Consider the following 25,081-nt stretch of genomic DNA (forward strand, 5'->3'; position numbering starts at 1 on the left):
AGCCTGAAATCAAATAGCCAGCAGCTGAAAAAGCCGCCGATTATAGCGAGCCGCCCGCCAAGACGCTCGGGTATACTTCGCCGTCCCTGTAATAAGCCATTGGATGCTCGCCCCATGCCCGACTCCGCCGCCCCGCTCGACCTACTCCTCCTGCCTGAGTGGCTGGTACCGGTCGAACCCGCTGGCGTCGTTCTGCAGCAGCACGGTATCGGCATTCGCGATGGCCTGATCGTCTATATCGGCCCCAGGGCTGAAGCACTGCGACAGCACGCCCGCGAAGTTCATGAATTGCCCGGCATGCTGCTCAGCCCCGGCCTGATCAACGCCCACGGGCATGCGGCGATGACGCTGTTTCGCGGCCTGGCCGACGATCTGCCGCTGATGAGCTGGCTGCAGGACCATATCTGGCCCGCCGAGAGCAAATGGGTCGATGAAGCGTTCGTCCGCGACGGCACCGATATCGCCATCGCTGAACAGATCAAGGGCGGCATCACCTGCTTCTCTGACATGTATTTCTTCCCGAAGATCGCTTGCGAACGCGTCCACAACAGTGGCATTCGGGCACAGATCACCGTGCCAGTGCTGGATTTCCCGATACCCGGTGCGCGCAACGCCGACGAATCCCTGCACATCGGCGTCGAGCTGTTCAACGATCTGGCCCACCACGACCGCATCAGGATCGCCATGGGGCCCCACGCGCCGTACACCGTCAGCGATGAAAACCTGGAGAAGATCCGGGTGATCGCCGACGAGCTGGACGCGATGATTCACATGCACGTCCACGAAACGGCCTTTGAAGTGCATGAAGCGGTACAGCAGCGTCAGGAGCGCCCGCTGGCGCGCCTGCAACGCCTGGGCCTGCTGGGCCCGCGCTTCCAGGCCGTGCACATGACGCAGATCAGCGATGATGATCTGGCGATGTTGGTAGAAAGCAATTCCAGCGTGATTCATTGCCCGGAATCGAACCTGAAACTGGCCAGCGGCTTCTGCCCGGTCGAGCGACTGTGGCAGGCTGGGGTCAATGTCGCGATCGGGACTGATGGCGCCGCCAGCAACAACGATCTGGATCTTCTGGGGGAGACCCGAACCGCTGCGCTGCTGGCCAAGGCTGTCGCCGGCTCCGCCACCGCGCTGGATGCCCACAGGGCGCTGCGCATGGCAACACTCAATGGGGCGCGCTCCATGGGCATCGAAGATCTCACCGGGTCCCTGGAGATCGGCAAGGCGGCGGACATGGTCGCCTTCGATCTGACCGGCCTGGCGCAGCAGCCGATCTACGATCCGGTGTCCCAGCTTATCTACGCCACTGGCCGCGACTGCGTGAGCCATGTCTGGGTCGCCGGTAAACAGCTGCTTGAAGGCAAGCGCCTGACTCGCATGGACGAAGAAGCGCTGACCCGAACCGCCAAGGCCTGGGGCAATCGTATCGCCGGCAAAGCCTGACTCTTTTAGCGCCGTCATGGCCGCAGGCCGTGACCGAACACCGAATTTAAAGTTTAGAGGGATCACACATGAGCAACGTCGACCACGCTGAAATCGCCAAATTCGAAGCCCTGGCCCATCGCTGGTGGGATCGCAACAGCGAGTTCAAGCCGCTGCACGACATCAACCCGCTGCGGGTCAACTGGATCGACGAGCGCGTCAGTCTGGCTGGCAAGAAGGTCCTCGACGTCGGTTGCGGCGGCGGCATTCTCAGTGAAGCGATGGCCTTGCGCGGCGCCACCGTGACCGGTATCGACATGGGCGAAGCGCCGTTGGCGGTCGCGCAGTTGCATCAGCTCGAATCCGGCGTCAGCGTCGAATATCGCCAGATCACCGCCGAGGCTCTGGCCGAAGAAATGCCCGAGCAGTTCGACGTGGTGACCTGTCTTGAGATGCTGGAGCACGTGCCGGATCCTTCGTCGGTGATTCGTGCCTGCTACAAGATGGTCAAACCGGGCGGCCAGGTGTTCTTCTCCACCATCAACCGCAATCCGAAGGCGTATCTGTTCGCCATCATCGGCGCCGAATACATCATGAACCTGCTGCCGCGCGGCACCCATGACTTCAAGAAATTCATCCGCCCTTCCGAGCTGGGCGCGTGGAGCCGGAATGCGGGCCTTGAGGTCAAGGACATCATCGGCCTGACCTACAACCCCCTGACCAAGCATTACAAGCTGGCCAGCGACGTCGATGTGAACTACATGATCCAGACGCTGCGGGGGGCCTGATCCATGCGTTTGAGAGCAGTTCTATTCGACATGGACGGCACCCTGCTCGACACCGCGCCGGACTTCATCGCCATTTGTCAGGCCATGCTCGCCGAGCGCGGCTTTGCGCCGGTGGATGACAAGCTGATTCGTGACGAGATTTCCGGTGGCGCCAAGGCGATGGTCTCGGCGGCCTTTGCGCTGTCGCCCAACGAGCCGGAATTCGAGGCCCTGCGCCTGGAGTTTCTGGAGCGCTATCAGAAGGACTGCGCCGTACACAGCAAGCTGTTCGACGGCATGGCCGAACTGCTGGCCGACATCGAGAAGGCAAAGCTGATCTGGGGGGTGGTCACCAACAAACCGGTGCGTTTCGCCCAGCCAATCATGGAGCAACTGGGGCTGGCTGAGCGCTCGGCAGTGCTGATCTGCCCGGATCACGTGACCAAGAGCAAACCGGATCCGGAACCGCTGCTGCTGGCGTGCAAGATGCTCGACCTGGACCCGGCCAGCGTGTTGTTCGTGGGTGACGATCTGCGGGACATCGAGTCCGGTCGCGATGCCGGTACCCGAACGGCCGCCGTGCGCTATGGCTATATTCATCCCCACGACAACCCGAACCATTGGGGTGCCGATGTGGTGGTGGATCACCCGCTGGAACTGCGCAAGGTGCTGGATAACGCGCTCTGCGGCTGCTGACCTATACACCGTTGCCGCCACGGCTTGAATGATCGTTCCCACGCTCCGCGTGGGCATGATCGCCCGATCGGCGCTACTCAGCTATTTGACGAGGCCCCATGTTCAACTACTCCGCTCGCCCCGAACTGCTCAAGGATCGTGTCATTCTGGTCACCGGAGCCGGTCGGGGCATCGGCGCCGCGGCCGCCAGAGCCTACGCCGCACATGGCGCAACGGTGCTGTTGCTGGGCAAGACCGAGTCGAACCTGACCGCGCTCTACGACGAACTCGAGGCTGCGGGTTATCCACAGCCGGTGGTGATCCCCTTCAACCTGGAAACCGCGCTGCCCCATCAGTACGACGAACTGGCAGCAATGATCGAGGCTGAATTCGGGCGACTCGACGGTTTGCTGCACAACGCCTCGATCATCGGCCCGCGCACGCCGATCGAGCAGTTGTCGGGCGAGAACTTCATGCGGGTGATGCACATCAACGTCAACGCAACGTTCATGCTCACCGCAACCCTATTGCCGCTGCTCAAGTTGTCCCAGGATGCGTCGGTGGTCTTCACGTCCAGCAGCGTGGGTCGCAAGGGCCGTGCTTACTGGGGCGCCTATGGGGTGTCCAAGTTCGCCACCGAGGGCCTGATGCAGACGCTGGCCGATGAAGTGGACGGAGTGGCCCCGGTACGCGCCAACAGCATCAACCCCGGCGCCACCCGCACCGACATGCGTGCGCAGGCGTACCCGGCGGAAAACCCGCTGAGCAACCCGACGCCCGAAGAGATCATGCCGGTGTACCTGTACCTGATGGGCTCTGACAGTGCAGGCATCAATGGCCAGGCGTTCGACGCTCAGAAGAAATAGTGAGCGCGTGGCCCTGATACGCCTTTCATCCCCTCGGCGGTTTTCCGTCGCCTCTTTGTAGTCCCTTCGCTTGTAAATCGGTACGTTAGTCAATTCCAAGGCGCTGGCGATCACCCCGTCGGCGCTTTTAATTTGCAACTACTTGATTTGTATGACTATCCAGCATGACAGCCAACTTGGCATGACTTTCGCTCTGTCGACATCGAGCCCGAAGAGAGGCGCAGGAGCGAAAACATGAGTTTTCCAACAAGAACGAACGCCATCGATTTTGACAGTGCCAGGCTGCAACGCTTTGGGTTCGCAGCTGCGCACAGTCCTGCGCCACAACCTCTGAATTACGAGCAATTGCAGCGCCGCCTTGGTCTGCAATTACAGACCAGCCTGGAAGCGGACAAGATTCTGGGCATGTTCTTCAACAGCGTGCAGCAGTTCATCCCGCTCAACGCCTTGAACTACAAGCATCTGGGCACGGATCTGCGTCTGGAATTCGGCGAACGCTCGCGTCACAACGCCAGTTACTGCATGACCCATGAAGGCGAGCAGATGGGCGAGTTGGTCTTCCATCGCGACAAGCGCTTCACCGAAGAAGAGCTCTCGCATCTCGAATCGTTGCTGGCCAGCCTGCTGTTTCCCCTTCGCAACGCCCTGCTTTATCGCAATGCGAGCCTGAGTGCGCTGCGCGACCCACTAACCGGCGCGGGCAATCGCATCGCCATGGAGCAGTCGCTGACACGCGAGGGGGAAATCGCTCGGCGCCAGCAACAGCCTCTGTCGGTGCTGATGCTCGATATCGATCATTTCAAGGGGATCAATGACACCCACGGCCATGCCACGGGTGATGAAGTGCTGAGGGCTGTGGCGGATGCGATCAAGGATCGTCTGCGCAACATCGATCAGGTCTTCAGATTTGGCGGGGAGGAATTTCTGATCGTGCTGACCAATACCGGTCGTGAGTCAGCCGCGCTGGTCGGCGAACGCCTGCGCAACGCGGCACTGCAACTCACTTATCCGGTCGATGGCCGGCCGGTGGAACTGACTGTCAGCCTGGGCTGCTCGACGCTGCTGCCGGGAGAATCTCCCGACAGCCTGGTGCGTCGCGCCGACACCGCCCTCTATGCAGCCAAGCGCCAGGGCCGCAACCGCCTCGAAATGGCGGGCTGAAGCCTCAGGCCCGAACCGCGAACCGACGCTCGCGCGAGGGTGCCGCCGCTTCCTGAGGCCGCTCCAGAACCATGCAGCGTTCCAGAAACAGGTACATGTACTCGTAACTCTTGCAGATCGCCATTCTGAGGTCTGCCTGCAATTGCTCGCTGGGGTTGTTGCCCGCCAGGGTGCAAATGATTTCCAGGGCTTCCCAGGGGTGGGAGTCATCGTATTGCGCATGCATTTTCAGCCACTTCATGGCGCGCTTGCGCAGATCCGGCGGGAACATATCTGCGTATGTCTCTTGCGAACATACGACAGCCGACCATTCGCCGGTCGCCCCTTCAATGGCATAGTTGGTGGCTGCGATCGCGACGACCAGAGGCTCCGACGAACAGCTGTGCCAGCACCAGTGATTGAGTGCGTGCAACTCTGACGGAACGCGCTGCGCTTGCAGGTCTTCCAGCGTGACCCCATGGGCCGCGCTCCAGTTTACCCAGTAATCGGCATGATTGAGTTCAACCCGAATATTGCGCATCAGCCAGCGACGCGCCATGTCTTCGCCCGGGTGACGGGCAAAACGGGTCTTGGTCAGGTTATGCGCCATGTAGACCGCAAACTGTTCAACAACAGGCCATCCACCAATCAAATACTGGCGCATGGTTCTCGAACTGAGCCGCCCATCTCTCATACGTTGATAAAGTTCATGCCCTACCACGCGTGCCTTGGCCTCACTGCAATCGTTGATCAATTGCTGTGCCCAAACGGGGTAACTGCTGGCATCCATCAGCGGACCGGTTCTTATGAACATATCGATCACTGTGTAGCTCCTTATGTGGTGTTGCATCGGGGTCGTTCAGCGAAAAGTCCCGGGTGCGCTGAACAACATTGGGGTCTGCCTCGCGGGCCGTGCGTGCAGACATTCACAGGTGAATAATTGCGGTCGCTCGATAACGTACCCCTGAGCGTAGTCCACACCGATTTCCAATAACGCCTGCTCTATCTGGGGGCTTTCGACGAACTCGGCGATCGTCTGTTTGCCCATTACGTGCCCGATATGGTTGATCACTTCCACCATCGCCCGGTTGACCGGGTCGTCGAGCATGTCTTTTACGAAACTGCCATCGATCTTCAGGAAATCCACAGGCAAATGCTTCAAGTACGCGAATGACGACATGCCTGCACAGAAGTCATCCAGTGAAAAACGGCATCCCAGACTCTTGAGTTCGTTAATGAACCGAATAGCACTGCCCAAATTGGCGATCGCACTGGTTTCGGTGATTTCAAAACAGATAAGTTCGGGAGGTATTGCGTAGATCTGGAACTGCTGTCGCAAATATTCAAGAAAAGCGTCGTCACCGATGCTGGTGCCGGACAAGTTGATGGCGCAAGTGGCCATGGGCCCGGTCCGGTGATTGTCGTTCAGGCAATCGGCGATGATCTTGAATACGTTCTGCACGACCCATCGATCCAGGGTGGTCATCATCCCGTAGCGCTCGGCGGCGGGAATGAAACTGTCGGGCAGGATCATCCGGCCTGATTCGTCGCGCAGGCGCAGCAGGATTTCCACGTGACCGTTACTGTGCCCGGCATCGCGGCTCAAGGCAGCGATTTCCTGGGAGTACAGGCAGAACCGGTTGTCTTCCAGGGCCATGTGCAAGCGCTGAATCCAGGCCATTTCGCCGAACCGCGTCGACAGCTCCGAATCGTCGTCGTGATAGACCTGAACCCGGTTGCGGCCTTTTTCCTTGGCCATGTAGCAAGCCATGTCGGCGGCACGCAGCGACGTTTCGAGGGTCGTTGGCACGTCGGAAATATGCACCAGACCAACGCTGATGGTGGTCACGAATGGCCGGCCCTTCCAGACGAAATGCAACGTTTCGACGGTCTGGCGCAGGCCCTCGGCAATCTTCTCCGCAGCTTCCGGCGGGCAGTGCTCCAGCAGAATCCCGAACTCGTCACCGCCCAGCCGCGCCAAGGTATCGCCCTCGCGAATGCCCTGTTGCAGCAGCGCGCAAATGTGCCGCAGCAATTCGTCCCCAGCGGCATGGCCACTGGTGTCGTTGACCAGCTTGAACTGGTCCAGATCGAGGAACATCACCGCATGACGACCGGGCTTCTGCGCCAGACCGTTAAGCGCCAGCTCCAGCCGGTATTCGAACTCTCGGCGGTTCGCCAGGCCCGTCAGCGCGTCGTGAGTCGCCTGCCATGACAGGTTGGCGATGTACTGCCGCTCCTGGGTCATGTCGTGCAGCACCAGCACGGCGCCACTGACTTTGCCTTCGGTACGGATCGGAGAACCCACCAGCGCCACCGAAACCGTGCTGCCGTCCAGCCGCTGGATCAGCTTGGAGTTTTCGCTGCCGCCGCCCAGTTTGCCGCCCAGAATGTGCTCGATCAGCGTCGAGCTGTCTTTCTGGTCGTTTTCATCCAGCAGATTGAACAGCGCGGCCAGCGGCAAACCAGCGGCCTGTTCGTTCTTCCAGTGGGTCATGTGCTCGGCCGCCGGATTCATGTAGGCGATCGAACCATCGACGTCCGTGGTGATGACGCCATCGCCAATCGATTCCAGGGTGATCTGCGCCCGCTCCTTCTCCATCTGCAAGGCGGTGGCAAAGGCGTGGCGTTGTTCCAGCAGCTTGTGAGTGCGCAGCAGCGCCAGAATGATCAGAAACACCGCAGTGGTCAGGTTGACCACCAGCAGAATTCGCAAGATGACCCGTGACCCCTCGCCCAGCGCATCGCTGAAGGCCATGGCAGCCGGGGTCACGCCTTCGTTGATTGCATTTATTCGCTGCCGCCAGGCCAGTACATCGGCGTTGGTGGCACTGCCTTCGAGGATGCGGTCGTGCATCTCCCGGGCGACTTCATCGAGCTGCACCAGGTAGTTGTCACCGATCTTCCACAGATCGATGGCCTTCTCCAGATAGCTGAAATGCCGGAAGTTGAGATAGAGCCAGATGATGCCCTGAGCATCGTCGGGATGGTTACCACCCTGCAGAATGCCTGCATTGGCGCGTGCGATGTCCGGAACCGGTTGATCCATTGCCACTCGCAGATCATGCCCGCCCTGAGGGATGGCGATGGCCTGCTGGTATTTCATGTAGTTGATCTCATCACGGCTGTTGGCGTAGAGATTCAGATAGTAGATCGCGTCCTTCTGCCCCTTGGACCAGAGGCTTTCCCCTCCGACGTAACTGCGCACGGCCGACATCATGTAAAGGCTGACGCAGCCCAGCAACGCCTGTAGCAGTACCACAGCGATAAATGGCCAAACGATGCCCAGAAGACGGGGCTTCTCGAGGATCCGCTTTTGCTTCATGGTGTCCCTTTCATCAGCACTGCCAGTACTCACTCCCTCAATCAGGCTACCTCCTGACCTACAAGGGACTCGGCTAATTTCCACGATTCAGCGGGTTACTGCCTACGTCTTGTACATGACCGCTGTGTAAACGCGGGAATGAAGAGACGTAAATATGACGCTTTTCACACTTTCCTCAAGCACACGGCTCAAGCATAGCCCAAGAATTGACGTGTTCCACTGGCGATACGCCATTTCAGACTTGCTATGCGAAAAACCGACAAGATGTATCAAAGCTGTTGCAGGTGACCATAAAGCCGTGCGTAGAGGCCGCCGTCAGCAATCAGTTGCTGGTGGTCGCCATCCTCGGCAATGCTGCCACCATCGAAGACGAGAACGCGATCGGCCTGCTTCACCGCAGAGAGACGGTGAGCAATGATCAGGGTGGTTCGGCCACTGAGAAAACGATTCAGGGCTTGATGCAGGTTGTACTCGGTGGCGGCGTCCAGGGCCGAGGTCGCTTCGTCGAGAATCACCACCTTGGGGTCGGCGAGCACCATGCGTGCAATCGCCAGACGCTGACGCTGCCCGCCTGAAAGCCGCACCCCCGAACGCCCTACCACGCTGTCCAGCCCTTGCGGCAGCGCACGGATCGTGGCGTCCAGTTGAGCGATTTCCAGTGCCTGCCAACAGGCTTCATCGCTGCGTTCGCGGCCCATGGCCAGATTGGCGCGGACGGTGTCGTTGAACAGCGCCGGATGCTGCAGCACCACAGCGACGTTTTCGCGAACGGTTTCCAGGCCAATGTCTTCAAGGCTGGCGCCACCGAAGCGGATGGTCCCGGCCTTTGGGGTGTAGAGCCCCAACAGCAGTTGCACCAGCGTGCTCTTGCCTCCGCCGCTGGCGCCGACAATGGCGACCTTCTCGCCGGGTGTGATCGTAAGATCGAGATGATCGAGCACCCATTCTTCGTTGTAACCGAAGCACAGCCCGCGCACATCGATACTCACCGTTTCGCGGCCGATGAACGGGTTGACCCGCCCTTCGTACTGAGGCTCGTCAGCGCGGGCCAGCAGTTCGTTGATGCGGGTCAGCGCACCACCGGCAGCATAGAAGGCGTATTGCAGATTGAGTAGTTGTTCCACCGGGCCGATCATGAACCACAGATAACTGAAGACCGCGAGCATATGGCCGATGGACAAGTCGGAGAACAGCACGGTGAGCATCGCTGCCGCGCGGAAGATGTCGATGCCGAACTGGAACAGCAGCCCGCTGGCACGCCCCGATGCATCGCTTTTCCACTGCGACGCCACTGCGTAGTCGCGCACTTCCTTCGCGCGCAACCCCAGCAAACCGAGGAAATAGCCCTGACGGTTACCGGCACGAATTTCCTGAATCGCGTCCAGGGTTTCGGTCAGGGCCTGGGTGAAACGAGAGGTACTGTCGTTTTCCAGCTTCTTCAGGTGTTTGACCCGCTTGCCCAGCTTCACCGTGGCGTAGATCACCAGCGGATTGAACAACAGGATCAAGAGCGCCAACTGCCAGTGCATCCACACCAGAATCGCTGCCGTGCCCGTCAGCGTCAGCATCGCGACCAGAAACTTGCTGAGGGTCTCGCCGACAAACTTGTCCAGCGTATCCAGATCGGTCACCAGATGCGCGGTCACCGTGCCGCTGCCCAGGCTCTCGTATTCTCCGAGAGAAATACGCTTGAGGCGTTCGATCAGTCGGGTCCGGATGCGATAGACGATGTCCTTGGAGAGGCCGGCGAACAGCCGCGCCTGAATCACGTTGAACAGCAGAGCGCCCAGACGCAGGCATAGCGTGGTAACCAGCATCAGGCCGATATAGCCCACCGGTTTATGCAGGCTTTCCGGCAGGAACTGATTCATGAAAATCAGCGCCGAATTACCTTTGCCCAGCAGCACTTCGTCGACCAGCAGCGGCAGCAGCAACGGAATGGGCACCGAGCAGAGCACCGCCATGACCGCGACGCCATTGGCAATCCACAGAGCCTTTTTGTGATGCAACGCAAGGCGACGGATCTGCGCCCAGTCCAGACGGTCGAGCCGGCCTGCCCCGGACTTGGGCGATCCCGGACGTTCTATGTCGACGGAATCACGCACAGGCTGCGCGCTCCAGCCAACGGCTGAGCAACGGCGCGAGTTCTTCCAGAGGTTGATAGCCGTTGGTCAGCAATGCCAGTTGGCCGTTGCGTTCGGCGAGTAGCGTAGGAAATCCGGCGATGCCCAAGTCCTGCACCCAAGAGAAATCAGAGGCCGTGGCGGCATGCTGTTCAGCACTGTCGAAAGCGCCGGCGAATTCGATGCGGGGCAAACCGGCCTTTTCCGCCAGTTCCGTCAACACCGACGCCTGAGTGACGTCACGCCCCTGCACATAGAAGGCCTGCTGGATTTCCTTGACCAATTTCCAGGCAATGTCCGGTGCCAGGCTGCGCGCCGCAACAACGGCACGGCAGGCAGGCTCGGTGTCGTAGACAAACCCGTCGGGCAGGGCGTCTTCGAACGTGAACGACTGACCCGTGGTGTTCTGCACCGCCTGCCAGTGTTCGAGAATGTAGCGTTTGGTCGTCGGTTCCAGCGCCGCGCCGCTGCCGGTGCGCAGGCCGCCTACCACCAGATGCAACGGCAACCCCGCCGCCCTCGCCTGCTCGACCAACGCTTCGGCCACTGGCGCAAAGCCCCAGCACCATGAACACATCGGGTCCATCACATAAAGCAGGCGGGCGTGCATGGCTCAGGCCTCGTTGGTTTGCGTTTCGTTGGCGTCCAGCAGGCGATAGTTGCGACCGATGGGGTGCGGCTGATTGCGCGCCTTGGCCAGTTCGATCTGCTTCTGACGGTCGATAGCGCTGCGACGGGTCTTCTCGCTCAGCGAGTCCCAGCAATGCGGGCAACTGACGCCCGGCGAGTAGTGCTCACTGGCGCGGTCCTCGGCGCTGATCGGGGTACGGCAGGCATGACATTGATCGTAGTCGCCTTCGGTCAGGTCGTGGCGCACGGTCACGCGATTGTCGAACACGAAGCAGTCGCCGCGCCACTGGCTTTCTTCCTGTGGCACTTCTTCAAGGTATTTGAGGATGCCGCCCTTGAGGTGGTAAACCTCTTCGAAACCCTCGCCCAGCATATAGCTCGAGGCTTTTTCGCAACGAATGCCTCCGGTGCAGAACATCGCGACTTTCTTGTGTTTCGCCGGATCGAAGTTGGCCTTGATGTACTCGGGGAACTCACGAAACGTCGTGGTCTTCGGATCGATGGCGCCTTCGAAGGTGCCGATGGACACTTCGTAGTCGTTACGGGTATCGATCAGCAGCACTTCCGGATCTGCGATCAGGGCGTTCCAGTCCTGCGGATCGACGTAGGTGCCGACCGCCTTGTTCGGGTCAACGCCTTCGACGCCGAGGGTGACGATTTCTTTCTTGAGTTTGACTTTGGTGCGGTAGAACGGCTGATCGTCGCAGTACGACTCTTTATGGTCGATGTCGTCCATGCGCGGGTCGTTCTTGAGCCAGGCCATCAGCCCGTCGATGCCTTCGCGACTACCGGAAACCGTGCCGTTGATGCCTTCCTGAGCGATCAGCAGCGTGCCTTTGATATCGTTGTCGATCATCGCGTTGAGCAATGGCTCGCGCATCTCGACGTAGTCCGAAAGGGTGACGAATTTGTACAGCGCCGCGACGACGATGGGTGCGGTTTGGGTCATGTTGCGTCTCCAGGTGGTGACCCTCGCAAAGGGCCTACCGGATGAATGATTCAGGTAAAAGCGTGCCGACCAGGCAGCGCGGCGCGGATTCTAGCAAAAATCGGAGGGGAGCCGACAGGGTGGTGGATCAGCGGGGGGTTGATGTGGGTCAAAAGAGTGGCCCCTGTAGCGGTCCGGCTTGCCGGCGGCGGCAATCTCGAGGACGCCAAGCGCCGGCAAGCCGGACTGCTACGGGAGAGAGCGTTGACCGAGCTGAACGACTCAGTCATGCCCCCCGGCACAGGTCGGCGACGCAGGCGCGGCGCCCAGTTTCGCCCATTCGTCCGGGGTGTAAGTGTGCAGCGCCAGGGCGTGGAACTCACCCATCAGGCCACCGAGCAGGCCGTAGACCTTCTGGTGACGCTTTACGGCGTTAAGGCCAGCGAACTGCTCGCTGACCACAACCGCTTTGTAATGAGTGTCCGAGCCGCGACTGTGCATGTGGCTTTCATTGAGCACCTGAAGGTACTCGGGCTGAAAGACCGCCAACGCGGATTCGATTCGCTGTTGCATGCTCATGTCAGGCTTCGCTTATGGCTTCTTGGCCGGAGCGGCCGGTGCAGCGGCTTTGCCAGCCGGCGCCAGTTCGTTGGTCATGGACTCCAGCAGCTTGGTGACCACAGGCACTGCAGGTTGCAGTTTTTCCTGAGTCATCTGGAACGATTGCTGGCTGATCTGCGGCATCTTGGCCTGGACTTTCTTGCCCAGAGGCGACTGATAGAAGGCCACCAGATCTTTCAGCTCCTGTTCGCTGAAGTTGTCGGTGTAGAGCTTGACCATGTCAGGCTGCAGCTTGTCCCAGCCAATGGCTTTGTCCAGAGCGGCGTTGGCCTGAGCCTGATACTTTTCCAGTACGGCTTTCTTGGAGTCGGGGGCTTTGGTTTCGGCGAAACGCTGGGCGAACATTTGCTGCGCTTGCATGTAGATAGGCGCACCCAACTGATCGGCGTGAGCCAGTTTGAGGAAGGCTACAGCACTGGCTTCATGGCTGGGGGTGGCGGCGAGAGCCTGGCCGCTGGCACACACCAGGGCGACCGCAGCACAGATGGCGCGAAGACGGGTCATCGAGTTTCCTTATCTAGCAGGCGAGGCTGAACCCCAAGGCCGCACATTCTGCGCCCCTTTTCGCCCCGCGCTCAACCCCCGCCGCTACGAGCGGTCGAATCGGCGCCGGCGACAGCGAAATGCCTGTAAGGTTTCACACGACCGGGTTCTGCATTTTGTCGCACACTACAGACGCATGTTCTTGCCGCGCAGCCGCCAACGGGAACCGATCCCGCTTCCCGGGTACTAAACTGCGCTAACCGACCTTAAGGAGTGAGTCCAGTGAGCCGTACCGAAACCGACAGCATTGGTCCGATCGAAGTCCCCGAAGACGCTTACTGGGGGGCGCAAACCCAACGCTCTCTGATCAACTTCGCCATTGGTCAGGAACGCATGCCGTTGCCGGTGTTGCACGCGCTGGCGCTGATCAAGAAAGCCGCCGCTCGCGTCAACGATCGTAACGGCGACCTGCCTGCCGACATCGCCCGCCTGATCGAACAGTCTGCAGACGAAGTCCTCAACGGCGAGCTGGACGATCAGTTCCCGCTGGTGGTCTGGCAGACCGGCAGCGGTACGCAGAGCAACATGAACGTCAACGAAGTGATCGCCGGCCGCGCCAACGAACTGGCTGGCAAAGGTCGCGGTGGCAAGGCGCCGGTTCACCCCAACGATCACGTCAACCGCTCGCAAAGCTCCAACGACTGCTTCCCGACCGCCATGCATATCGCTGCAGCACAGGCGGTGAAAGAACAGCTGCTGCCGGCGATAGCCGAACTGTCTGCCGGTATCGCCGAACAGTCGTCGCGCCACATGAAACTGGTGAAGACTGGCCGTACCCACATGATGGACGCCACGCCGATCACCTTCGGCCAGGAACTGTCGGCGTTTGTCGCACAGCTCGATTACGCCGAAAAAAGCATTCGCGCCGCCCTCCCCGCTGTCTGCGAACTGGCCCAGGGCGGCACGGCTGTCGGTACTGGTCTGAACTCTCCGCACGGTTTCGCCGAAGCGGTGGCTGCTGAACTGGCCGCGCTTTCCGGCCTGCCGTTCGTGACCGCGCCAAACAAGTTCGCTGCGCTGGCCGGCCATGAGCCTTTGACCGCGCTGTCGGGTGGCTTGAAGACCCTGGCCGTGACCCTGATGAAAATCGCCAACGACCTGCGCCTGCTGGGTTCGGGCCCGCGCGCCGGGCTTGCCGAGGTCAAACTGCCTGCGAACGAGCCCGGCAGCTCGATCATGCCCGGCAAGGTCAACCCTACCCAGTGCGAAGCCCTTTCGATGCTGGCCTGTCAGGTCATGGGCAACGACACCACCATTTCCTTCGCTGCGAGCCAAGGCCACCTGCAACTGAACGTGTTCAAGCCGGTGATCATTCACAACCTGCTGCAATCGATTCGTCTGCTGGGCGATGGCTGCCGCAACTTCAACGAGCATTGCATCGCCGGTATGGAGCCGGATGCCGGGAAGATGGCCGAGCATCTGGAGCGTGGCCTGATGCTGGTGACTGCGCTGAACCCGCACATCGGCTACGACAAATCGGCGCAGATCGCCAAGAAGGCCTACAGCGAAGGCCTGACCTTGCGTGAAGCGGCATTGCAACTGGGCTTTTTGACCGACGCCGAGTTCGATGCCTGGGTTCGCCCGGAAAAAATGCTCGAGGCAGGCAGCAATGGCTGAGCCGATCAGCGGCGCCACCCCACTGGAAGGGTATGGCAAACGCATTCTGATGGTCATCGGCTCGCCGAAGACCATCAGCCTCGGCCACGCGCTGGGCGAAGCCTATGCCCAGGGTGCACGCAGTCAGGGTCATGTGGTGCGGGTGCTGAAGCTTGAAGAACTGGAATTCGACCCGGTGCTGCGCGGCGGCTATGAATCCAGCCAGACGCTGGAGCATGATCTGCTGGAGGCCCAGCGAGAGATTCACTGGGCCCAGCATCTGGTGTTCGTCTACCCGGTCTGGTGGGGCGGGCTGCCAAGCCTGCTCGGCGGGTTCTTCGACCGGGTGTTCATGCCCGGTTTCGCCTTCAAGGCCCACGGCCGTCATCACCCGTCCAATGAGTTGCTCAAAGGCAGAACGGCGGAATTGCTGGTAACGCTCGACACGCCCTCGCGCTACTTCCGCTGGGTCTTCAAGGCGCCGGCGCATCGGCAAATCACCAAAACGATTCTGGAGTTCTGCGGAATCAAGGTGAAGCGGCTCACGGAGTTCTCTCCGGTTCGTACCTCGACCGAGGAACAGCGTCAGCAGTGGATTCATCAGGCTGAGGCGTTGGGCAAACGGTAAGCCGGTGATTTGCTGTCGCGGCGTATCTGTCTATTTACTGGCCGACCGATACGCCGCTTTCGCCACTGTCGGACAGCTCCAGAAGCTCCCACAGGCGCCCGCACGTAGCGAAGGCCAGCGCTTGAGCCGGGTGCGTCAGTCACGCATTCCTCACCCCGCCGAAGATCCTGTGGGAGACGCCGGAGGTCACGACGGCAGCGAATGCGATCTATCATCCAAGGCGTTCATACCTGACACGCTTTGGAGTAAAGTGTCATTCGGCCAGCCGACGTTTCCGTATCACGCTGTGGAAAGGTCATCAGGTTGCCGCAGACACAGGTTTAGCCGTCCTGATTTTTTCCGACCATCTTCCCGATACCGGAGAAGGCCATGTTGAGCAAGCGTGAGCAAGACACTGAAACCACCGTGCACTTTCGCAGCGACCGCGTCTCCCGCGTCAACGGTATGTATTTTTTCAGCACCCGGGAAAACACCCTCGAAGGCCCTTTTTTCAGTAAAGAGGACGCCGAGCGTGAAACCGAGGCCTATGTTCGCCGCATGCAGGCGAGCAGATTTTCTCAGCCAGAACCGCCCTCCTCGCTTCTGAACGGCTGAGCATCAGGAATGATTGCGGCGAAACGTCTCTTCACCCATGGCCGCAATCTGCCCCTCGATCAACGTATCGAACGGCCGCAATAACGGCTCGAACGAGCGATCCGGCTCCAGGGTCTGCAGCGCATGGGTGATCGCCTCCAGTGTCGATAATGCGTCCGGCCCCGGCGCCTTGCGCAGCCGGTAGCGGGAGGTCGGGGCGTTTTCCAGCGTCACTCTCGGCAGTGCAGCCAACAGCGGATTGAGGTGCAACAGCTTGCGCGCCTTGCGCCAGGTACCATCCGGCACGACCAGCAGGATCGGACTTGCCTCGTTACTCAGGGGCCTCAATGCCGTCGCCTCCTCCCCCGGAAACAAAAGCCGCGCCTGATAACCCGGCACATTCAGCAATTCGTCCAGGTTGTCGAAGACCTCACCCACCGCCAACTGCGCGTTGATCAGCCCCAAAGCCGCCAGTCGCGCGGTATTCAGCGCATGATTGACCTCGCTCGGATGCTGCAGAATCAGTACCCGGGTGCGGCTGTCGAGTTGTGGAATCAACGCGCACAGGCAATGGTTTTGCGGCCGCAAACAACGCTCGCAACGCGGACGTGACATGACCAGGCCCCCTTAAAGCGGATTGAGCTGCGCTTTGAGCAGATCGCGGAAGGTCTGGATCAGCGGCTCGCGACTACGCCCGCGACGCAGGATCATCGAAAACGGCGCCTGATAGCCGAACGTCGCAGGCAATAGCACCCGTAGGTGCCCGGAGTCGACCCATGACTGCGCGTAGTGCTCTGGCAGATAGCCGATGTAGGCGCCGGACAGCACCAGGATCAGCTGAGCTTCCATACTTTCCACCGTTGCGGCGCTGTGCTTGAAGCCATGCCGCGCCAGTTCCGCCTGACTCCAGTAACCACGCCCGACCATGCGCTGCTGGGTGATCACCGGCTCAGGAATGCGTCGCTCGGCAAACAGCGGATGACGACTGCTGCAATACAACCAGTGCTGTTCACGGTACAGCGGCTGATACAACAAGCCGTTCATGCGCGTGGAGAACGAGCCGATGGCCAGATCCAGGCGGTTATCCAGCACCCCGAGCTGCAATTCGTAAGGGCTCATCACCGACAGGTGCAGGTGCACCGCCGGGTGCTCTTCGCTATAGGCTCCAATCACTTCGGCGAACGGCAAGGCGCGGTCGCTTACGGTGGAATCCAGTACGCCCAGATTCAGCGTCCCGCGCAGCTCGCCCTTGAGGGCCGCAGCGTAGAGTTCGAAGCCTTCCAGCTCGCCAAGCAGGCGCAGCGTTTCCTGATGAAAGAGCTCGCCCTTGCTGGTCAGACTGAAACCGCCACGGCCGCGATGGCACAACACGATGCCCAGCGCGGACTCCAGTTGGCTCATGTAGGTGCTGATCGCCGAGGTCGACAGATTGAGTTCCTGCTGCGCGCTGGCAAAGCCCTGATGGCGGACCACGCAGACGAAGATTCGCAGCAGTTTCAGATCGGGTAATGCGTTGGCCATGATGGGTCCGGGATGTGTTGTCGCTGTAGCAATTCGCGCAGCTTACCCGATACTTCAGAAATCTCTGAACTAAGTATTTTGCCTCAGCGATTGTTCGCAGGCCGCGCGGTTCGCAGAATCCGCCCAGCTCTAACAACTATTAATAACTCACCGATGAGGCAATCCCGTGGACAAGATTTTCCACCAACCACTGGGCGGCAACGAAATGCCGCGCTTCGCCGGCATCGCAACCATGATGCGTCTGCCACACCTGCAAACGGCCGCGGGCCTCGATGCCGCCTTTATTGGCGTGCCTCTGGACATCGGCACTTCGCTGCGGGCTGGCACCCGTTTCGGACCTCGTGAAATCCGCGCCGAATCGGTGATGATCCGTCCTTACAACATGGCCACGGGCGCTGCGCCCTTCGACTCGCTGTCGGTTGCCGACATCGGCGACGTCGCCATCAACACCTTCAACCTGCTGGACGCCGTACGCATCATCGAAGAAGCCTACGACGGTTTCCTCGAACACGGCATCATCCCGCTGACGCTGGGTGGCGACCACACCATCACCCTGCCGATTCTGCGTGCCATTCACAAGAAACACGGCAAGGTCGGTCTGGTTCACATCGACGCCCATGCTGACGTCAACGATCACATGTTCGGCGAGAAGATCGCCCACGGCACGACCTTCCGCCGTGCCGTAGAAGAAGGCCTTCTGGATTGCGACCGCGTGGTGCAGATCGGTCTGCGCGCTCAGGGCTATACCGCCGAAGACTTCAACTGGAGTCGCAAACAGGGCTTCCGCGTGGTGCAGGCCGAAGAGTGCTGGCACAAGTCGCTGGCACCGCTGATGGCAGAAGTACGCGAAAAAGTCGGTGGCGGCCCGGTGTACTTGAGCTTCGACATCGACGGTATCGACCCGGCCTGGGCACCCGGTACCGGCACCCCGGAAATCGGCGGCCTGACCACCATTCAAGCCATCGAAATCATCCGTGGTTGCCAGGGCCTCGACCTGATCGGTTGCGATCTGGTAGAAGTCTCGCCGCCTTATGACACCACCGGCAACACCTCGCTGCTGGGCGCCAACCTGCTGTACGAAATGCTCTGCGTACTGCCGGGTGTGACGCACCGCTAAAGGGCTGATCGGCAAGCCGGACTGCTACAGGGGCACTGTCGCAACCGCGCGACACTATTCAGAACAACACATAAAACAGCCTTCTCCTGCTGACTGCCTGCGCCGTTTCAGCGGGACGATTCGCGATTCACTATAAAAACAATGATTGGAGACACTCCATGGCTTTAGATATTTTCGTCGTGCTGATCTACGCGGCCGGCATGCTGGTGCTGGGCTGGTACGGCATGCGCAAGGCCAAGACCCACGAAGATTACCTGGTCGCCGGGCGAAACCTCGGCCCAACCCTGTACATGGGCACCATGGCCGCCACCGTTCTGGGCGGTGCCTCCACCGTCGGCACGGTCCGTCTGGGCTACGTCCACGGCATTTCCGGTTTCTGGCTCTGCGCCGCGCTGGGCCTGGGGATCATCGCGCTGAACCTGTTTCTCGCCAAACCGTTGCTCAAGCTGCGCATCTTTACCGTCACCCAGATCCTCGAAAAACGCTACAACCCGATGGCCCGTCAGGCGAGCGCGGTGATCATGCTGGCTTACGCGCTGATGATCGGGGTGACCTCGATCCTTGCCATCGGCACCGTCATGCAAGTGCTGTTCGACCTGCCGTTCTGGGTTTCGGTGGTGCTGGGCGGCGGCGTGGTCGTGGTGTATTCGACCATCGGCGGCATGTGGTCGCTGACCCTGACCGATATCGTGCAGTTCGTGATCAAGACCGTCGGCCTGATGTTCATCCTGTTGCCGATCTGCCTGTACCGCGTCGGCGGCTGGGACGAACTGGTCGCCAAGCTGCCGGCCTCAAGCTTCAGCTGGACCACCATCGGCTGGGACACGATCATCACCTACTTCCTGATCTACTTCTTCGGCATCCTGATCGGCCAGGATATCTGGCAGCGCGTGTTCACCGCGCGCACCGACAAAGTCGCCAGGTACGCAGGCTCGGTTGCAGGCGTCTACTGCATCATCTACGGCCTGGCTTGTGCGCTGATCGGCATGGCCGCCCATGTTCTGCTGCCTGACCTGGCCAACGTCAACACCGCCTTCGCCGCCATCGTGAAAGCGTCGTTGCCGGACGGCATTCGTGGTCTGGTAATCGCCGCCGCTCTGGCGGCCATGATGTCCACTGCCAGCGCCGGTCTGCTGGCTGCATCGACCACCCTGACCGAAGATCTGCTGCCGAAACTGCGTGGCGGCAAACAATCGAGCCTGGGCATCAACCGCCTGTTCACGGCGCTGACCGGCATCGTCGTGCTGGCAATCGCACTGGTGGTCAACGACGTGATCAGCGCCCTGACCCTGGCCTATAACCTGCTGGTAGGCGGCATGCTGATTCCGCTGATCGGCGCGATCTACTGGAAACGCGCGACCACCGCTGGCGCCATCACCAGCATGACCCTGGGCTTCGTCACCGCCCTGGTGTTCATGTTCAAGGATGGCCTGGATGCGAACACGCCGATCTACTACAGCCTGGCGGTCGGTCTGGTCAGTTTCGTGGTGGTCAGTCTGGTATCGCCACGCCCCGCAGCAGTGCCCAGCGCGGCATGATCGAAACGTTACAGATGTGATAAAGATCAAGGGCGCCCGAGGGCGTCCTTTTTTATGCCCGGTTACAAAAAATCAGCTTGATACGACCGGCCCAGAGGGACAAAAGTGAACTAGCCTTAAGCCGGACAGCAACGCGGCAAAGGACCGTAACGGGATATTTTTCAGGGAGAAACGTTGAAGCCCGCTGTCACGCGACAACCCTCTGTTTCTTGAAGTCGGGGTGATTTTCGAACACGTCACAGCAGAGGGCTTGCCATGAATCACGCAGAGGTCAAACAACACGTTATCGATACACTCGGAAAGATTCTGGTCGACAAGTCGCTGATTCAAGAAGAAGACGACGCTCTGTTGACCGAGCTGGTACTGGACGAAGATGACTTCGAAGAGTTTTTCAGCACGCTGCAAACGGACTTCAATATCGAGCTTCCACAGCGGATCAAATCCGACATTTCTCGTTTGCCTGACCATGCGACGTACAACCAGCTGACGCTGCAGGGCCTGGTGGACTTGATATTCACGCACATGAAAGGCAAGAAGAATCACTGAACGCAGATGCGTTCGATTCACGAATGTATGGAAGATAAAGAAAAATATCGCATGCTCGAATGGCCGCGATTGGATGCGCAGTACGAGCGGGCTATCAACCGATAGCACCGCTGTTATTTCAACTGGACGGTGATCCTGGCTTAACGGCGAGGGCGACGACGCTCGTCATCGTCGGTACGCACAGGAATGGGCTGCAATTTTGGTCGCTCGATCAGACCCAGTGCGACACCCACGTCGTGAAGCCATTCTTGCAATTTGCTGTTCATATAACGCCCCCTTCAGGGAAATACCCGGCAGCCAACTTCTGATCCGCCTAAGCAGATCATAGTGCTAAGTCGCACTTTACGCCTGCTACCGAGTGTCGCGGCAAGGAAATTTTCCCTTTCTTTACGCTAAGACATTTCAAGACAGCAAATCGAAAGCTTCGACCGACAAACGGTCGTTACATCAGCCCGGCACCGCTGGGCTCAGTGCCATGCCTTCGTGAGCCTGAGTGCGACGTGCGAACACGTAAAACAGACCCCCGCCAAGGAAGCAGCCGGTAAACCAGGCGAAATTGGCCATCGGCTGCAACGCAGGAATAAAGGTGATCGCAATCCCCGCCAGCGTCGCCAGAACCAGCGCCTTGACCGCGGTGTAATTGACCCCGCCCGTATACCAGTAGCGCCCGGTCGGGCCGTCATTGAACAGCGCATCAACGTCGATCTGTTGTTTCTTGATCAGGTAATAGTCCACCAACAGGATGCCGAACAGTGGGCCGATGAATGCGGCCAGCACGTCGAGGGTGTAGTGGATCACTGCCGGGTTATTGAACAGGTTCCACGGAGTGATGAATATCGAGGCGACGGCCGCGATCATGCCGCCGACGCGCCAGCTGATCTTGCTGGGTGCCACGTTGGCGAAATCGAACGCTGGAGAAACGAAGTTGGCAACGATATTGATGCCGATGGTCGCAGTCACGAAAGCGAAAGCACCGAGCAACACGGCCACGTCGTTGTCGATTCGCGCCACGGTGGCAATCGGATCATGCAGCATCTCGCCGAACACCGGCAGCGTTCCGGAAACGATGACGACCGTCACCAGCGAGAAGGCCAGGAAGTTGACCGGCAGGCCCCAGAAATTTCCGCGACGGACTTCAGACATGCTCCGGCAGTAACGACTGAAATCGCCAAAGTTAAGCGTAGGACCCGAGAAGTAGGACACCACCAGCGCGGTCGCCATAATCACTTGTGAAAATGCCTCCCAGCCCGTCAGCGACTTCTCGGACAGCGTGAAACTGATGTTGGCCCAACCGGCTTTCCAGACGATCCAGCCTGCCAGCATAAACATCACTGCGTAGACCACCGGCCCCGCCCAATCGATAAAGCGACGAATCGAATCCATGCCCGTCCAGAACACCGCAGCCTGCACCAGCCACAGCGCGAGGAAGCCGAACCACCCCAGGTACGACAAGCCGGCGAACTGTGGCTGCGCATACTCCGACATCTGCGGGAAGAAGCGCAGAACCACGATGATCAGCGCGCTGGACGCCAGATAAGTCTGAACGCCGTACCAGGCGACCGCGATCAGGCCGCGAATCACTGCCGGGATGTTTGCTCCGAACACACCGAAGGCCAAGCGGCAGATCACCGGATAAGGCACTGCTGCCTGCTGGCTGGGTTTGGCCAGCAGGTTGGCGATGACCTGAATGATGCAAATGCCCACCAGCAGCGCGATCAACACCTGCCAACTCGCCAGGCCCAACGCGAACAGGCTGGCTGCGAATACGTAACCGCCGACGCTGTGCACGTCACTCATCCAGAACGCAAAAATGTTGTACCAGCTCCATTTCTGCGGCAGCGGCCCCAGGTCCTGATTATATAAACGGGGGCTGTAACCCTTGGGCATTGGCTCGGTCATCGCATTTCTCCCTGATCGGACAAACTGGCTCCCGAAAACAGACCTGCCAGATACACTGCGTACGGGAGCGAGCATGAGTTGTATACGAACCAATAGGCAGAATGCGTGCCATAGCGATTTCACGCGCGCGAAATGGGCGCTAAATAGCGGTTTTGTAAGGGCTCAAGGGAAAAGGGATAGCGGTACAAGATCAACCGGTAAAGGCAACGGATCGCCTCGTCGCAGTGCAGCGGTGCATGATCGCGGTGCGTTTTATGGGCAACCAGAGCGACTTAGTAAAACCAGACAATATTTGTATACAACACAGCTAAATATTGTCCGGCACTTTTATTCCGGAAGTTGCACCAGGCCGTCTTCATCGGTCATGGCCCGCTCCAGCAACTCCGCAGGCAAATTCTTGCTGGCCCGCGCACCAAGCAATTTGAGTTGTTCGCTGCGGCTGACCAGGTTGCCGCGCCCCTCCACCAATTTGTTCCGCGCCGCGCCGTACGCCTTGTCCAGTTGCTGCAAACGACTGCCAACCTCGTCCAGATCCTGAATGAACAACACGAACTTGTCGTACAGCCAGCCGGCCCGTTCGGCGATTTCCCGCGCGTTCTGACTCTGACGTTCCTGCTTCCACAGGCTGTCGATCACCCTCAGCGTCGCCAACAGCGTGGTGGGGCTGACGATCACGATATTGCGGTCGAATGCTTCCTGAAACATGTTCGGCTCAGCCTGCAACGCGGCCGAAAACGCTGCTTCGATGGGCACGAACAACAAGACGAAATCCAGGCTGTGCAGGCCTTCCAGCCGCTTGTAATCCTTGCCGGAAAGGCCTTTGACGTGGTTACGCAGCGAAAGCACATGCTGTTTCAGCGCGACCTGGGCAATCACATCGTCATCAGCCGAGACGTACTGCTGATACGCCGTGAGGCTGACCTTGGCATCGACAACCACCTGCTTGTCGCCAGGCAGCATGATCAGCACGTCAGGCTGGAAGCGCTCGCCGTCGGGGCCCTTGAGACTGACCTGAGTCTGATACTCGCGGCCCTTCTCGAGCCCGGCATGTTCCAGCACCCGTTCGAGGATCAACTCGCCCCAATTGCCTTGAGTCTTCTGCCCCTTGAGGGCTCGGGTCAGGTTGGTGGCCTCGTCGCTCAGCCGCTGATTGAGCAACTGCAGACGTTCCAGTTCCTTGCCCAACGAGAAACGCTCCCGCGCTTCCTGCTGATAGCTTTCCTCCACCCGTTTTTCGAACGACTGAATGCGCTCCTTCAGCGGGTTGAGCAACTGTCCCAACTGCTGCTGGCTGGTCTCGGCAAATCGCTGCTCGCGCTCGTCGAAGATCTTCCCGGCAAGCTCGGCGAACTGCGCCCGCAGCTCGTCGCGCGAACCCTGCAAGTCATTGAGACGTTGTTGGTGGCTTTCCTGTTGCTCGCGCAACTCGGCAGTGAGGGATGCACACTGCGAATCCAGCCGGCGCAGTTCAGCTTCTTTACCGCTGCGCTCCTGACTCCAGCCTTCCTGGGCAAGACGCGACGCCTCATCTTGCTGGCGAAGGAGTTCGACCTCGCGGCGCAATGCCGCAAGATCGGCTTGCTTCACGGAGTTGGCCTGGCCCAGATCGCTGATCTCGTCACGACACGCATCCAGTTGCGCGTTCAAGCCGTCCTGCGCCATCTGCGCGTTACTCAAACGCTCGTCCAGTAACGCCGCATCCGCTTCGCGTTGCGCCACGCGACGCTGCAGTTGCCACGCCAATGCCAGCAACGGCAACGCCGCTGCCCCCAATCCCAGCAACAGGCTGGTGAGGTCCAAAGCCATAAACATTTCCCGACTCCACAATTCATGCTGGCAGCATTATGCGCAGAAGCGACGATGGCGTCAGATTACGATGGAGGGTCGAAGCGCGAAGGAAGACAGCGTAGCTCACTGGCGCAAAGGCGCGTACTAGAGCAAGCGCTCGGGACAATCCACAAAACCTGTGGATAACTCAGTGGACAACACCCCTTTAACCCGCGCAAACGCAGGTAGAATGGGGCCTGCGTTCAAACTGACGATTTTTTCACCAATGAAAAAAACCGATGTTTTTCATTGACTTAATAAATCGCCACATGAAATCAGACTGTTACGACTGAATGTGACAGTGAGATGGCAGCTAACCGCTTTAATGTGCACAAGTCAATTTCCAATCGCTATAAGGCGGATCGATAACGTGAGAATCGAGGTCTTAAAGGACAGAAACACGGCAAATCGCTATCAGCAGCGTGAACAAATACACATTTCCTGAATCCTCTCTTCCAATGCCGAGCGGAATCAGTTAGCATCGCCGCCGTTAGTACCAAGCTGAAAGTCAATTCTGATCGAACAAATCCCCCAGCCACGATTTGCTGCTTAGCAAACGGACTGAAAAAAGGGATCGATCACCTCGATGGTTTCCAGACGTGAACTCGCACAGCCTGCCGAAAAATCGGAGGTGTGAAGAAGCATTCATGGCCTGCTCAAACCAGCCTGCAAATTGATCAGGATCTTCACCCCGAGCATTGAACCTTTGCTCCTGTTGTGTCGCCTGCCCTCCTAAGTACCTACCAGTCAGCCCAGCGCCACACGATAACCGCGCTTCAACTGGCTGCTTTTGTTC

Annotated in this window: 23 protein-coding genes; 11 read left to right on the plus strand and 12 right to left on the minus strand. The window is 59.5% G+C overall.

Annotated features, from left to right (window positions below):
* Positions 1–114 precede the first annotated feature (114 nt).
* From BWR59_RS20975 to BWR59_RS20995, 5 genes are all read left to right on the plus strand, one after another.
* On the plus strand, positions 115–1,443 hold the full coding sequence (locus BWR59_RS20975; RefSeq protein WP_081567550.1) for a TRZ/ATZ family hydrolase: 1,329 nt from the start codon (positions 115–117) through the stop codon (positions 1,441–1,443).
* Positions 1,444–1,511: 68 nt separating this feature from the next.
* Positions 1,512–2,210, plus strand: coding sequence for a bifunctional 2-polyprenyl-6-hydroxyphenol methylase/3-demethylubiquinol 3-O-methyltransferase UbiG (gene ubiG, locus BWR59_RS20980; protein ID WP_081567551.1), 699 nt, complete (start codon positions 1,512–1,514; stop codon positions 2,208–2,210).
* A gap of 3 nt (positions 2,211–2,213) precedes the next feature.
* Positions 2,214–2,885: an N-acetylmuramic acid 6-phosphate phosphatase MupP gene (gene mupP / locus BWR59_RS20985; RefSeq protein WP_081567552.1), complete on the plus strand. Its 672-nt coding sequence runs from the start codon at positions 2,214–2,216 to the stop codon at positions 2,883–2,885.
* 98 nt (positions 2,886–2,983) lie between these two features.
* A complete protein-coding gene (locus BWR59_RS20990) occupies positions 2,984–3,730 on the plus strand; it encodes a YciK family oxidoreductase (protein ID WP_081567553.1) in 747 nt (248 codons plus the stop codon).
* Between the two features lie 234 nt (positions 3,731–3,964).
* Entirely contained in the window at positions 3,965–4,891 is a 927-nt protein-coding gene (locus BWR59_RS20995; protein WP_081567554.1) for a GGDEF domain-containing protein, read from the plus strand.
* Between the two features lie 4 nt (positions 4,892–4,895).
* Here the strand turns inward: BWR59_RS20995 and BWR59_RS21000 are convergent, their stop codons facing one another.
* From BWR59_RS21000 to BWR59_RS21030, 7 genes are all read right to left on the minus strand, one after another.
* The gene (locus BWR59_RS21000; protein WP_081567555.1) at positions 4,896–5,693 is read right to left on the minus strand and encodes an iron-containing redox enzyme family protein; all 798 of its coding nucleotides are present in this window, start codon (positions 5,691–5,693) and stop codon (positions 4,896–4,898) included.
* Positions 5,694–5,729: 36 nt separating this feature from the next.
* Entirely contained in the window at positions 5,730–8,195 is a 2,466-nt protein-coding gene (locus tag BWR59_RS21005) for an EAL domain-containing protein (protein WP_081567556.1), read from the minus strand.
* A 269-nt stretch (positions 8,196–8,464) separates the two neighbouring features.
* Positions 8,465–10,282, minus strand: coding sequence for an ABC transporter ATP-binding protein (locus BWR59_RS21010; protein WP_081567945.1), 1,818 nt, complete (start codon positions 10,280–10,282; stop codon positions 8,465–8,467).
* Between the two features lie 10 nt (positions 10,283–10,292).
* The gene (locus BWR59_RS21015) at positions 10,293–10,895 is read right to left on the minus strand and encodes a DsbA family protein (RefSeq protein WP_168184522.1); all 603 of its coding nucleotides are present in this window, start codon (positions 10,893–10,895) and stop codon (positions 10,293–10,295) included.
* 36 nt (positions 10,896–10,931) lie between these two features.
* A complete protein-coding gene (locus tag BWR59_RS21020; RefSeq protein ID WP_081567558.1) occupies positions 10,932–11,897 on the minus strand; it encodes a rhodanese-related sulfurtransferase in 966 nt (321 codons plus the stop codon).
* Positions 11,898–12,158: 261 nt separating this feature from the next.
* Positions 12,159–12,455 (minus strand): BolA family protein, encoded by a 297-nt coding sequence (locus BWR59_RS21025; protein WP_081567559.1) that lies wholly within the window; start codon positions 12,453–12,455, stop codon positions 12,159–12,161.
* Between the two features lie 12 nt (positions 12,456–12,467).
* Positions 12,468–13,001, minus strand: a complete 534-nt coding sequence (locus tag BWR59_RS21030; protein WP_081567560.1) for a DUF2059 domain-containing protein — start codon at positions 12,999–13,001, stop codon at positions 12,468–12,470.
* A gap of 261 nt (positions 13,002–13,262) precedes the next feature.
* Here BWR59_RS21030 and BWR59_RS21035 point away from each other — a divergent pair, with 261 nt between their 5' ends.
* The 3 genes from BWR59_RS21035 to BWR59_RS21045 all read left to right on the plus strand — a co-directional run bounded on the left by BWR59_RS21035 (position 13,263) and on the right by BWR59_RS21045 (position 15,858).
* A complete protein-coding gene (locus BWR59_RS21035) occupies positions 13,263–14,657 on the plus strand; it encodes a class II fumarate hydratase (protein WP_081567561.1) in 1,395 nt (464 codons plus the stop codon).
* Entirely contained in the window at positions 14,650–15,264 is a 615-nt protein-coding gene (locus tag BWR59_RS21040; protein WP_081567562.1) for an NAD(P)H-dependent oxidoreductase, read from the plus strand. Before BWR59_RS21035 ends, BWR59_RS21040 begins: the two co-directional genes overlap by 8 nt.
* A gap of 369 nt (positions 15,265–15,633) precedes the next feature.
* The gene (locus tag BWR59_RS21045) at positions 15,634–15,858 is read left to right on the plus strand and encodes a DUF6316 family protein (RefSeq protein ID WP_081567563.1); all 225 of its coding nucleotides are present in this window, start codon (positions 15,634–15,636) and stop codon (positions 15,856–15,858) included.
* Between the two features lie 3 nt (positions 15,859–15,861).
* Here BWR59_RS21045 and BWR59_RS21050 read toward each other — a convergent pair whose 3' ends face one another.
* Positions 15,862–16,452, minus strand: a complete 591-nt coding sequence (locus BWR59_RS21050) for a DTW domain-containing protein (RefSeq protein WP_081567564.1) — start codon at positions 16,450–16,452, stop codon at positions 15,862–15,864.
* Positions 16,453–16,464: 12 nt separating this feature from the next.
* Positions 16,465–17,358: a LysR family transcriptional regulator gene (locus BWR59_RS21055; RefSeq protein WP_081567565.1), complete on the minus strand. Its 894-nt coding sequence runs from the start codon at positions 17,356–17,358 to the stop codon at positions 16,465–16,467.
* Between the two features lie 166 nt (positions 17,359–17,524).
* Between BWR59_RS21055 and speB the strand changes: the two genes are divergently transcribed.
* From speB to BWR59_RS21070, 3 genes are all read left to right on the plus strand, one after another.
* Positions 17,525–18,475, plus strand: a complete 951-nt coding sequence (speB, locus tag BWR59_RS21060; protein ID WP_081567566.1) for an agmatinase — start codon at positions 17,525–17,527, stop codon at positions 18,473–18,475.
* A 158-nt stretch (positions 18,476–18,633) separates the two neighbouring features.
* On the plus strand, positions 18,634–20,013 hold the full coding sequence (locus BWR59_RS21065) for a sodium:solute symporter (protein WP_081567567.1): 1,380 nt from the start codon (positions 18,634–18,636) through the stop codon (positions 20,011–20,013).
* A 255-nt stretch (positions 20,014–20,268) separates the two neighbouring features.
* Positions 20,269–20,559, plus strand: coding sequence for a hypothetical protein (locus BWR59_RS21070; RefSeq protein WP_081567568.1), 291 nt, complete (start codon positions 20,269–20,271; stop codon positions 20,557–20,559).
* A 140-nt stretch (positions 20,560–20,699) separates the two neighbouring features.
* On the opposite strand, the gene BWR59_RS33060 is transcribed toward BWR59_RS21070, so the two are convergent.
* The 3 genes from BWR59_RS33060 to rmuC all read right to left on the minus strand — a co-directional run bounded on the left by BWR59_RS33060 (position 20,700) and on the right by rmuC (position 24,120).
* A complete protein-coding gene (locus tag BWR59_RS33060) occupies positions 20,700–20,825 on the minus strand; it encodes a PA1414 family protein (protein ID WP_256601618.1) in 126 nt (41 codons plus the stop codon).
* A 181-nt stretch (positions 20,826–21,006) separates the two neighbouring features.
* Positions 21,007–22,458, minus strand: a complete 1,452-nt coding sequence (locus BWR59_RS21075) for an NCS1 family nucleobase:cation symporter-1 (RefSeq protein ID WP_081567569.1) — start codon at positions 22,456–22,458, stop codon at positions 21,007–21,009.
* A 327-nt stretch (positions 22,459–22,785) separates the two neighbouring features.
* Positions 22,786–24,120 carry a DNA recombination protein RmuC gene (gene rmuC / locus BWR59_RS21080; protein WP_178111243.1) on the minus strand — a complete coding sequence of 445 codons (1,335 nt, stop codon included), beginning with the start codon at positions 24,118–24,120 and terminating at the stop codon, positions 22,786–22,788.
* Positions 24,121–25,081 lie beyond the last annotated feature (961 nt).

The organism is Pseudomonas sp. Bc-h (assembly GCF_002080045.1).
Taxonomy (GTDB): Bacteria; Pseudomonadota; Gammaproteobacteria; order Pseudomonadales; family Pseudomonadaceae; genus Aquipseudomonas.

Excerpts from the sequence above, each read along its gene's own strand:
- ubiG (WP_081567551.1), top strand. The coding sequence starts at position 1,512 with ATGAGCAACGTCGACCACGCTGAAATCGCCAAATTCGAAGCCCTGGCC.
- BWR59_RS21055 (WP_081567565.1), bottom strand. The coding sequence starts at position 17,358 with ATGGCCAACGCATTACCCGATCTGAAACTGCTGCGAATCTTCGTCTGC.
- BWR59_RS21005 (WP_081567556.1), bottom strand. The coding sequence starts at position 8,195 with ATGAAGCAAAAGCGGATCCTCGAGAAGCCCCGTCTTCTGGGCATCGTT.
- mupP (WP_081567552.1), top strand. The coding sequence starts at position 2,214 with ATGCGTTTGAGAGCAGTTCTATTCGACATGGACGGCACCCTGCTCGAC.
- BWR59_RS21040 (WP_081567562.1), top strand. The coding sequence starts at position 14,650 with ATGGCTGAGCCGATCAGCGGCGCCACCCCACTGGAAGGGTATGGCAAA.
- BWR59_RS20975 (WP_081567550.1), top strand. The coding sequence starts at position 115 with ATGCCCGACTCCGCCGCCCCGCTCGACCTACTCCTCCTGCCTGAGTGG.
- BWR59_RS21020 (WP_081567558.1), bottom strand. The coding sequence starts at position 11,897 with ATGACCCAAACCGCACCCATCGTCGTCGCGGCGCTGTACAAATTCGTC.
- rmuC (WP_178111243.1), bottom strand. The coding sequence starts at position 24,120 with ATGGCGCAGGACGGCTTGAACGCGCAACTGGATGCGTGTCGTGACGAG.
- BWR59_RS21065 (WP_081567567.1), top strand. The coding sequence starts at position 18,634 with ATGGCTTTAGATATTTTCGTCGTGCTGATCTACGCGGCCGGCATGCTG.
- BWR59_RS21075 (WP_081567569.1), bottom strand. The coding sequence starts at position 22,458 with ATGACCGAGCCAATGCCCAAGGGTTACAGCCCCCGTTTATATAATCAG.
- BWR59_RS21015 (WP_168184522.1), bottom strand. The coding sequence starts at position 10,895 with ATGTGTTCATGGTGCTGGGGCTTTGCGCCAGTGGCCGAAGCGTTGGTC.
- BWR59_RS21025 (WP_081567559.1), bottom strand. The coding sequence starts at position 12,455 with ATGAGCATGCAACAGCGAATCGAATCCGCGTTGGCGGTCTTTCAGCCC.
- BWR59_RS21030 (WP_081567560.1), bottom strand. The coding sequence starts at position 13,001 with ATGACCCGTCTTCGCGCCATCTGTGCTGCGGTCGCCCTGGTGTGTGCC.
- BWR59_RS33060 (WP_256601618.1), bottom strand. The coding sequence starts at position 20,825 with ATGAACAGCAAATTGCAAGAATGGCTTCACGACGTGGGTGTCGCACTG.
- BWR59_RS20990 (WP_081567553.1), top strand. The coding sequence starts at position 2,984 with ATGTTCAACTACTCCGCTCGCCCCGAACTGCTCAAGGATCGTGTCATT.
- BWR59_RS21045 (WP_081567563.1), top strand. The coding sequence starts at position 15,634 with ATGTTGAGCAAGCGTGAGCAAGACACTGAAACCACCGTGCACTTTCGC.
- BWR59_RS21070 (WP_081567568.1), top strand. The coding sequence starts at position 20,269 with ATGAATCACGCAGAGGTCAAACAACACGTTATCGATACACTCGGAAAG.
- BWR59_RS21050 (WP_081567564.1), bottom strand. The coding sequence starts at position 16,452 with ATGTCACGTCCGCGTTGCGAGCGTTGTTTGCGGCCGCAAAACCATTGC.
- BWR59_RS20995 (WP_081567554.1), top strand. The coding sequence starts at position 3,965 with ATGAGTTTTCCAACAAGAACGAACGCCATCGATTTTGACAGTGCCAGG.